Origin of the sequence: Ferruginibacter sp. (genome assembly GCF_014377975.1) — a bacterium.
GTDB lineage: Bacteria > Bacteroidota > Bacteroidia > Chitinophagales > Chitinophagaceae > Ferruginibacter.
The window spans coordinates 1-9,546 of sequence record NZ_JACMOO010000182.1 but is presented as its reverse complement, the minus strand read 5'-3'; the positions used below and the strand labels follow the sequence as shown (position 1 = coordinate 9,546).

Annotated in this window: 7 protein-coding genes and 1 pseudogene; 2 read left to right on the top strand and 6 right to left on the bottom strand. The window is 39.5% G+C overall.

The features are described 5' to 3' along the window. Positions 1-3,329, bottom strand: a pseudogene (locus tag H7254_RS10635) (hypothetical protein); the annotation flags it as partial. 1,115 nt (positions 3,330-4,444) lie between these two features. Between H7254_RS10635 and H7254_RS10630 the strand changes: the two are divergent. Further along, on the top strand, positions 4,445-5,233 hold the full coding sequence (locus tag H7254_RS10630; protein WP_301932945.1) for a DUF1080 domain-containing protein: 789 nt from the start codon (positions 4,445-4,447) through the stop codon (positions 5,231-5,233). A gap of 442 nt (positions 5,234-5,675) precedes the next feature. Here H7254_RS10630 and H7254_RS10625 read toward each other — a convergent pair whose 3' ends face one another. Both H7254_RS10625 and H7254_RS10620 read right to left on the bottom strand, forming a co-directional pair. Next, positions 5,676-5,882, bottom strand: coding sequence for a hypothetical protein (locus H7254_RS10625; protein WP_301932944.1), 207 nt, complete (start codon positions 5,880-5,882; stop codon positions 5,676-5,678). Between the two features lie 113 nt (positions 5,883-5,995). Further along, a complete protein-coding gene (locus H7254_RS10620; protein ID WP_301932943.1) occupies positions 5,996-6,355 on the bottom strand; it encodes an AraC family transcriptional regulator in 360 nt (119 codons plus the stop codon). 27 nt (positions 6,356-6,382) lie between these two features. Between H7254_RS10620 and H7254_RS10615 the strand changes: the two genes are divergently transcribed. Continuing rightward, the gene (locus H7254_RS10615) at positions 6,383-6,577 is read left to right on the top strand and encodes a hypothetical protein (protein WP_301921848.1); all 195 of its coding nucleotides are present in this window, start codon (positions 6,383-6,385) and stop codon (positions 6,575-6,577) included. Between the two features lie 68 nt (positions 6,578-6,645). Here the strand turns inward: H7254_RS10615 and H7254_RS10610 are convergent, their stop codons facing one another. The 3 genes from H7254_RS10610 to H7254_RS10600 are packed head-to-tail and all read right to left on the bottom strand — an operon-like array spanning position 6,646 to position 8,981. Further along, positions 6,646-7,464, bottom strand: a complete 819-nt coding sequence (locus H7254_RS10610) for an MlaD family protein (protein WP_301932942.1) — start codon at positions 7,462-7,464, stop codon at positions 6,646-6,648. Between the two features lie 5 nt (positions 7,465-7,469). Next, positions 7,470-8,198, bottom strand: coding sequence for an ABC transporter ATP-binding protein (locus H7254_RS10605; protein WP_367875437.1), 729 nt, complete (start codon positions 8,196-8,198; stop codon positions 7,470-7,472). 15 nt (positions 8,199-8,213) lie between these two features. Continuing rightward, the gene (locus H7254_RS10600) at positions 8,214-8,981 is read right to left on the bottom strand and encodes an ABC transporter permease (protein ID WP_301932941.1); all 768 of its coding nucleotides are present in this window, start codon (positions 8,979-8,981) and stop codon (positions 8,214-8,216) included. Between the last annotated feature and the right edge of the window lie 565 nt (positions 8,982-9,546).

Genomic DNA, 9,546 nt, shown 5'->3' with positions numbered 1-9,546 from the left:
GCATTCGCCAGATTAAAAGGGGTGCAGCCTGTAACCGGGCTGGCTGTAAATAAAGCTTGCGCATTCTGCCGGACCGTGATTTTTACCGGTGCACTAAAGCTGCCCTGGCTACCACTGCACAAGGCAGTAAATGCTATGCGGCGATAGTAAGCAGATGCCGTTAATAGCGGTGGCCTATAATTTAAACCGGTTTCGCCAGGCACATCTGCCCACGTTACGCTATCTGTACTAAACTGCCATTGATATGCTGCAGTACCATTACCTCCGGTAGCTGTTTGCCCTATAATTTGCGCAGGTAATGTATTGATACAAACCGATTGGTTTGGACTGATTACATTATTTGAAATACCCGGACCAACCTTTACTACCACAGTATCTTTATTAATACAGGAGCCAGCCCCATAGGTATAAAACACGTTGTAGACACCGGTAGCGGATGGAGTAAAAGTACCATTGGCTGTAACTAAATTAGTACCCGACCATGAACCACCAGCCGGTGAGCCACTCAGCAAAATCGAATTGCTATTTTGGCAAACAGTTGTATCCTTGCCCGCATTTGCAACAGGCGGGTTAATTACGGTAACCGATAAACTATCTGTTTTGCTGCATTGATTTAATGTGACAGTATAGTACAATGTATATACCCCATTGCCCGCCAACAACGGGTTAAAAATACCATTGCCGCTTATGTTGGAGCCCGTCCAGAAACCTCCCGCCGGCAAGCCATTAAATTTAACGGATGAAGTATTGTTACATACAATACTGTCATTGCCCGCCCCTGCACGGGGAAAAGCCTGTACGGTAACCAACACGCTGGCAGTATCAGTACATCCATTTGTTCCGGTACCTATTACCTGGTAGGTGGCTGTGGCTGCCGGGGATGCAATCACGGTATCACGGTTACTGTTGTTTAAACCTGTTGCGGGCAACCAGTTGTAGAATGCGGCACCCGCTGCAGTTAATTGCGCATTGCTTCCCGCACAGATGGTTACACTGGTGGGTTTCAATACCACAACCGGTCTCGTCTTAACAGTAACCAGTACGGTATCTTTTGATGAACAATTGCTGCCTGCTGATGCGGTAACAATGTAGGCATAAGTTGTATCTGCATTCACGCCGGTATAGGTTAAGCTTACATCAGTTACTGCAGTGTTGGTACTGCTTAACCCTGTTGAAGGAACCCATTGGTAAGTGATTCCCTGCTGTGCCGCCGTTCCTATTGCAGTACTGCCGCGGCTGCAAATAGTTTTGTCAACGCCTGCATTGGCAACAGGTGGAGAAGTTACAATTACAGCAGCATTCGCTGTTGTAACGCCGCACTCATTTGTCACACTGAGCTGAACAGGATGACTGCCCAGCAAAGCATACCCGATATTGCCCGGCGATAAATTTGTTGACACCGCAGGCGTACCATCCGTAAAGGTCCAGTTGTATTGTAAGGGCGTTACCGGGCTGCAAGCCGCAACAACTGCCACCGGGCTGATGCTGCCGTTGGCACAAATGGCGGCAATAGGGTTAATGGCAACCTGGGGCTTTTGCTTTACGGTGACTGTTTTACTTACAGAGAATGTACCGCATGTATTAGTAACGTCTAATTTTATGGTATAGGTACCAGCACCGGTAAATATAAATGTGGGATTGGCAGAAGCGGTTGTAGAACCATTGGTAAAACTCCAGGATTCACCCGTTCCGCAAAATGAAGGAGCATAGGTAACTGACCACAAGTAGGTTGGAGGTGCACAGGCATTTAAAGATGTTGATGTATTGGTTGCTATTACGTTTAATGGTGCGCAACCGGTAGAATTATCTATACTAAAAGATGGTGCAGGAGGAACAGTTACGCAGATCGTCTTTGTTATTTCATCCGTTCCACAATTAGGATTGCCGGTCTTTAATTTGATTGAATAAACGCCCGGCTCACTAAACTTTACTAAAAGTATGAGAGAGCCTGACTGCCACACGGATGGATCTGCAAGTCCGAAATCATTTCCTAAATTACCACTACTAATACTCCATCCGGTGGCTGGAGAAACAGACCATATCGAATTACCATTTTGACAATTTCCATTGTCAACAAAATTATTTTTACTTGTATTTGTTAGTGTAACAAGGGCATTTGTACAAACAGTATCGTTAGGACTTCTATCAAAATCTGCCACTGGTTTTTTAGATATATAAATGGGTACAACCGTTGCTGCCGAGGAGGCACATGGATTTTCTGCAACAATATTTGCTGAAAAAGAATTGTTGTAAGTATTGGTTCCATTTGAGCTGGTGGTGCCGCAACTGGTAGTATTAAAAATGTGCGTAATTGATGAAGGTACGGAAGGATGAATATAATTAGTGGCTGGGGTACCATCATTAAATGTAATGGTATAAACAGTACCGGGAGCATTGGTGCTGGTTCCCGTTATGGGAAAAGTAAGTGACGTGCCGGAACAGGCCAGTGTATTACCAGGATTATTAAGCCCTACTGCGGGGTTGGTGCCAACAAAAGCAAAATATTTAGCCGTGTCTATACACCCGTTAAGCCCCTTCACAATAAACAGCATTGCGTGGCTGCCAATAGAATAAGTATGGCTTGTTGTTACAAATGTGGGTGAATTAAAATCAGGCGAACCATCTCCCCATACGATTTGGTAATTTGTATTTGTACCACTGGTAGAAGACTGATTAGAAAAAGTAAAATCTCCGCTAACATTACCACATGTCTTAAAATAAATCAAACCATTATAGCTGGCTTTGTTGGTTCCTCCTAAAGTACCATCCGGCAACTGGGTTGTACTAACATTTAAAGTTTTAGTAGTAATACAGCCTGCTGCGGTGGTTACTGTTTGCGTAACAGTAAAATTTTGCAAACCATTACCCGGTGCTCCGGTAAAAGTATGGGATGGACTGATTGTTGTGGAGCTATTATTGATTCCTGAATTAGGATCGCCGAAATTCCAGGAATAGGTAGCACCGCCTGTAGATGTGTTTGAAAACGTAACCGGTATATTACTGCATTGGTTTGCCGGAGAAAATGAAAAATTTGCCACGGGGAGCGGGGCGGCAGTGACGGTTACAGGCCCTAATGTATCTCCAGCCTTGCCGCCGCCACTTAATATAACTCTGTAAACACCTGCAATTCCGGCAGCATAAGAAACCGTATTTGCACCAGTATTTGACCCATTCAATTGCCATTGAAATGAGGACGGATTTCCTCCAACAACGGAAAGTAATACAGTTTTACCCACACAAAACGACGCCGAACCAGCAGGCTGCAGGTTTTGCCCGTGTACAACAAATGAAATCACCAATAAGGATAAAAAAGAAAAAATATATTTCATCAACAATTGTTTGGTCATTAAATAATATTGCTTGTGCTGGTATTATTTAGTAAAACATAAAATCGCCACCTCAATAAATCAATCACACAATGATAAAGGATAAGGGAAGGTTTATACAGAAGTTCGCTTAGTTAATCGGCAGGATTTCTAATAATTTAAAAGCAGTTATTGCCTGGAAAATATTTACAGCTAATTAAAGATAAAATATTAATTGAACAAACGAAAAAATCTGTCACGATAGATATCGCTTATCTTTTCATTTGGGGCAATGGGAGCAAGTCGTCTGCAAACAATGCCTACTGACTAACTTTTTTAGCTATTAGGTAGGGTAGTTCGTGAGGAAATAGTAATGCCATCGAACGTTTTTTTAACCTGTAATTTTTATCAGGCTTAGAAACTGATTCAATAGTACATATTGATATTTGATTTTAATACCCAGCGTACTATAAACATTTCTATCATCGCCTGGCCAAATCCCGGAACTTCGGCAAAAACGAACCTATGAAAAATTTTAAATTTTTTCTGTATCAAAAGACAATAAAAAATCCAGTAGATATTCATTGTCTCTATTTGCGATTGTACGTTTTTATATCATGCTTATTTTTTTTGAGCCACTGGCTTCATCCGACTTGTAATGCCGTAACATATTTAATACTACTTTATTAATGATTGAAAATTTTTGAGTACTGTCTTACGATTTTTTTTGCTTTTATCCTCTCCAAATATCACGTCCATACACCAGTGAAGTATATTTTCTTTACCGCATTGAGACCTCACTGCTTCAAGAAAGTACTTTGCATTGGCTGCTTTGCGCCTGGGCTGTGGTTTTTTAGTATACCATGTAGCAAATACCATTATTATGCAACCTGTTTTTTTCAGTCTTCTCTATTACATATCCAGTTTAAATCTTTAATCACAAGAGTTGTACGGCTTTCTAACTGACCTTACCCTGCTTCCTTTTTGGTATGCTCAAAAAATATTTTTGCATCAGTAAAAGTACTAATCTTTCATACGCAAGTCTCTTTAAACCTGTTGTGGTAAACCAGTTATTCTGTTCCTGCCCGCATTACAATAAATACTTTTTACTATCTTCCAATTCTAAATTATTTTGCTACATGAAACACCTGCAATTACTATTGATATTTTTACCGTTTGTGTTACAATCTTATAACACAAGTACGATTAAAACTACCCGGCACAATGCACACAAATGGGTTAGCATCTTTAACGGAAAAAATCTGGATGGCTGGCAACCAAAAATTGCAGGGTACAAACTGGGGGATAACTTCGGCAATACATTTCGTGTAGAGAATGGAATACTGAGTACAAGGTATGATCAATATGATAGTTTCAACAATCGTTTCGGCGCTTTGTATTTTACTAAAAAATTTTCCAGTTACCGGTTAAAGGTTGAATACCGTTTTGTAGGAAAACTCACTGCCGGTGCGCCTTCCTGGGGTTTTAAAGATGGCGGCATTCAGTACCATTGCCAGCCACCGGCAACAGTAGGTTTTAACCAGCCATTTCCGGTTTGCCTAGAGTACAACCTGCATGGAGGTGATGGTAAAACTGAACGCCCTACCGGTGAAATATGTGCCTCCGGTATGTATGTTGAAATAAACGGAAAAAGAAACAAAGATTACTGCACTACCCCTACGATTAAAAAAACTTTTAACGGTGATGAATGGATCACAGCAGAAATTGATGTACACAATGGAAAGATTACCCATTTTGTAAACGGTGAAAAAATACTGGTATTTGAAAATCCACATTATGATTCCACGCATGCCGAAGGAAAGAAATTTATCATTGATGGAAAAGATGCTGTTACAAGTGGATACATTTCATTGCAATCCAACAGCCATCCCATGGATTTTAAAAATATTGAGATTATGGAATATTGAGCTGGCGGGTAAAATAGCTATTTTATTTTCTGAATAATCCCGACAATGCCACATGTATAACCAACCACACGCTACTGATAAAACCAGTTAGTTTAAAGAAGGCACCATAGTAAAATTCTACAATTTATTCCTCATCCAATATTCTTACTAATACAGAGTCTAGTATGAAATAACCAGTTGTCTTTCTCACAACGATGTATTTTGCATAATGCAGAATAGCCGCGGCTTTATGTAATTTGTTACCTGGGATGGATGGAATAAATAGGGTGGGTATACGATTACAGTATACAAAAATGATCCCCTTGATCCAAACAGTATCAGCAATAATTTTATCATAAGGATCGCAGACCGTAAAGATGCCGGTTTGTGGATCGCATCAAGCGGAGGTAGCATTTGCAGTTCCGATTGTAACAACGAACATTTCACCCAATACAGCCATGATTTAAAAAATATTAACAGCATCTGCTCTGATCTTATCAATACCAGAATGAAAGATGAACAGGGAAAGTGGGGGATTGGCAAACAGGCCACAGCAAAAATTTATTCTTACAAATGATGGAACAAAGCCTACAGCATTTTTTAATTTATCAAAAAGCACTTTATTATCTTCACTTACTTCTTCTTTTGTGGGAACACTAAATTTTGTCATTGTCATTATTTTAAAGAGATGAATAATGTAACAATGCAAAGATGGCTTACAACAGCCGCCACATTTTAGACTTTCCTTCCCGATAAATTGACAATTTTACCTTAAAGAAAATTTTAGAGAGGAGTGTTGCGAAATTCTTTTGGAGACTTACCTTGTTTGTTTTTAAAGAACCGGCTAAAGGTTTGAATATCCTCAAATCCCAGCTCGTACGTAATATCTTTTATCGTTCTGTCGGTATAATGCAAAAGCCTTCTGGCTTTAAGAAGTATCCTTTCCTGTATAATTTGCAGCGGCGTTTTTTGATTAAATTGTAAAAACAAATTGGAGATGGTTTTGGAAGATTTATTGAGCATTTGTGCATACGCTGCCACGCCATGTTTTGTTTTATAATGCACTTCTAGAAATGCGTTAGACCTGCGTACAATATCAAGTTTGCTTTTTTCTTGTAATTCCAAAACAAAACGGCACTTCATTTGCACCATTTTAAAAAAAAGAGTATCATGGAAAAAAGAATCATTGGTATCATCCTGACATTACTGGGTGTAACAGGTTTGGTAATGGCTGGCTATAATTTTATGAACGCGGGTTCAGGCATCCATAATGTAAAGAGTATTATTATGTATGGTATTTTGGGGTTATTGTTTTTCGGTGCCGGTATTGGCCTCATCCGCAACACGTCTGATAAAGCCACCTAGCTTAATTATTGTAATTGTAATGAAGGACTCAAATTGATTGCAGTTACTGAATGAACCTTTAGGTATGGCTAGTTATCTTTTTTAGCATCTTCCTTTTTTCTGTCTTCTTTTTTGACATCTTCTTTTTTGACATCTTCTTTTTTCTGCTTTTCTGACCTAATTAATTTGTTTGCCCTTTCGGTAGAGTCCTTAATGCGTTTTTTCTCTTTCTTTTTAAAATAACCCCGCAATAAAAAGCTTCCTTTTATCGCCTGCATGTCTTCATTGGCAGTTTTGCTGGTGACATTAATACTGGCGGCAGTTTGGTTGGCCGTAGCAATGGTGTTTTCCATTTTTCTTGCCAGATTATCATTGTTCATTAACCTGCCAAGCGAACCCTTACCCTCATTTATTTTATTTACTATATCCGCAAGTCCGTTGGTTAATGTGGTAGCATTGTCTGCAATTTTAGCAAGGTTGTTCATAACCTTGTCAACATTTAAAGGGTTGGCACTAAGCAGCCGCTCCCCATTTTTAACAACCGCAAATCCCTCTTTACCCGGCGCTATCAATACCAGCTTATCTCCCATCAATCCGTCGCTGCCAACGCTTGCAACCGCATTTGTTTTTATGTACTTCCGTATCTTTTCATCAATATTTAATGCCAGTTGTACCGTGGTATCATTTACAATAGTTATTGTTTCTACACTGCCGATATTAATGCCTGCAAACCGTACATAATTACCTTCCTTTATGCCCGCAATATTTTTGAAATCTGCGTACACTAAAAAGGTACTTCTAAATAAATTTTTTTGTTTGCCTATTAAAAAAATCAACCCAATCAATAACAGCAGGCTAATGAATACAAAGATTCCGGTTTTTGTTTTTTGAGCTGTGGTGATATTCATATAGTTTATTTAAAAAATGAGCGTATAAAATCATTGTCATTATTTTCAAGTTCTTCATAAGTTCCCTCAGCAATACATTTACCTGCATCCATAATTAACATCCTGTCTGCCGTAATTTTTGCACAGGGTATATCATGTGTTATAATTACTGAAGTGGCATCATATTTTTCCTGCATTTCCAAAATTAAATGACTTATTTCTTTGGAGGTAATGGTATCCAGACCTGTGGTAGGTTCATCATATAAAATAATTTCAGGCTTTACTACCAGCGTGCGTGCAAGCCCCATACGCTTGCGCATACCGCCACTTAGGTCGGCGGGCATTTTGCCAATGGCATCCTCCAGCCCTACTGCCCGCAATACTTCTATACACCGGCTTTCAATTTCTGCCTTGTCTTTTATTTTTAACACCCGTTTTAAAGGGAAGGCAAGATTTTCACGCACGGTCATAGAATCGTACAACGCTGCACCCTGAAAAAGAAACCCCAGCCTGCAACGCAAAGATTTTAACGCATCTGCCTCCAGGTCCTTTACTTCTTCACCAAACACTTTTAATGATCCCTCATCCTGCGTAAGTAATCCTGCTATACATTTTATTGCCACTGATTTGCCCGTGCCGGATTTACCGAGTATCACCAGGTTCTCCCCCTTATTTACCGTAAAACTAATTCCATTTAGTACGGCATTGTTTCCAAAACTTTTTGTAAGATTTATTACTTCGATTACTTTTTCCATTACCATACCATTGTTTTAAGCATATAAAAGTGAGTTGGTAACCTGCACAACAACAGCATCAATAAGTATGATCCACACAGACGCTGTAACCACAGCAGAATTGGCGGCCAGGCCCACACTGGCCGTTCCGTTATTGGACGTAAAGCCTTTAAAGCATCCTACAAATCCAATGGCAAATCCAAATAAAATAGTTTTAAAAACGGCGGGCAGTACGTCGCTGTAATCCAGTAAGGTAAGGGCTTTGGTAAAGTACAATTTAACCGTAATACCCTCTCCCAATGCACTGGCAGTAAACCCGCCCAGCAGTGCCATCGCATCTGCAAAAATTGTTAGCAGGGGTATCATAACTGTACAGGCAAGTATACGGGTAACCACTAAAAACTGAACCGGGTTGGCGCCAGATACTTCCATGGCATCAATTTGTTCAGTAACATTCATACTGCTTAATTCTGCACCAATGCCGGAGGCAACTTTTCCAGCGCAGATCAATGCAATAATTACCGGTCCTATCTCTCTTATGATCGACACACACACCATTCCGGGGATAAAACTTTCAGCACCAAACTGTTTTAAAGTAGGCTGCGATTGTAGGGTTAATACAATGCCCAGTATAAAACCGGTAAGTGTGATAATGCCAATGGATTTATAGCCGATAAGGTAGCATTGACGGAACAACTCTTCCCACTCAAATCCTTTTTTAAAAATGTTACGGAAAAAGGATTTAAAAAAATAAGCTTGGTCTGCTATGTAGTGAAGGCTGGCGGTAAAAAATTGATTTGGCATAACATTAATCGTTGGTAAAATACGTGATCGATCTCCGGTTAGTTATTAATTTTACAACTACTACAGTAACCAAATACCTGCCAACATTAAAAACTGCTATCGTAAGGTGACAAACTTAACCTTGTGGCAGTTAATTTTAAAATGAGCGGTTTTTTTAAAAACCAATTGGGGAAATTTTTCAACAAATACAGAGCTATTACAGAGAAGAAAGGCGCAGATTTTTTCTTAATTTTAAATCCTGCACTAAAACCCTAAAGTGCCAGAGATTAAAAATGTTTATCTTTTTAGTCCTTTTTTTTTCTATCTTTAAACACGCCCCCAATTTTTTTTATCCAATTATCAACTACCAACAACCAGCTTAGAACTGTTTTAATTATAATACTGCCTAACAAGCCGATAGGATGTACAAATTAATTTTGTTCTCCAAAAAATTGATTGTAAAAACTTGTTATAAAGCGATCGGCCCGCAGCAGGTAACCGCTTTTTAAAACAATCCAGCGCCAAGATGAAATTATCTAACAGCATATTGCCGCCTTTTCCCCTGCTTACTGCTACAATAATGATC

Bases quoted from the DNA above. Each gene is read 5' to 3' on its own strand.
- H7254_RS10615 (WP_301921848.1), top strand. From the start codon at position 6,383: ATGGAAAAAAGAATCATTGGTATCATCCTGACATTACTGGGTGTAACA.
- H7254_RS10610 (WP_301932942.1), bottom strand. From the start codon at position 7,464: ATGAATATCACCACAGCTCAAAAAACAAAAACCGGAATCTTTGTATTC.
- H7254_RS10630 (WP_301932945.1), top strand. From the start codon at position 4,445: ATGAAACACCTGCAATTACTATTGATATTTTTACCGTTTGTGTTACAA.
- H7254_RS10620 (WP_301932943.1), bottom strand. From the start codon at position 6,355: ATGAAGTGCCGTTTTGTTTTGGAATTACAAGAAAAAAGCAAACTTGAT.
- H7254_RS10605 (WP_367875437.1), bottom strand. From the start codon at position 8,198: ATGGAAAAAGTAATCGAAGTAATAAATCTTACAAAAAGTTTTGGAAAC.
- H7254_RS10600 (WP_301932941.1), bottom strand. From the start codon at position 8,981: ATGCCAAATCAATTTTTTACCGCCAGCCTTCACTACATAGCAGACCAA.
- H7254_RS10625 (WP_301932944.1), bottom strand. From the start codon at position 5,882: ATGACAAAATTTAGTGTTCCCACAAAAGAAGAAGTAAGTGAAGATAAT.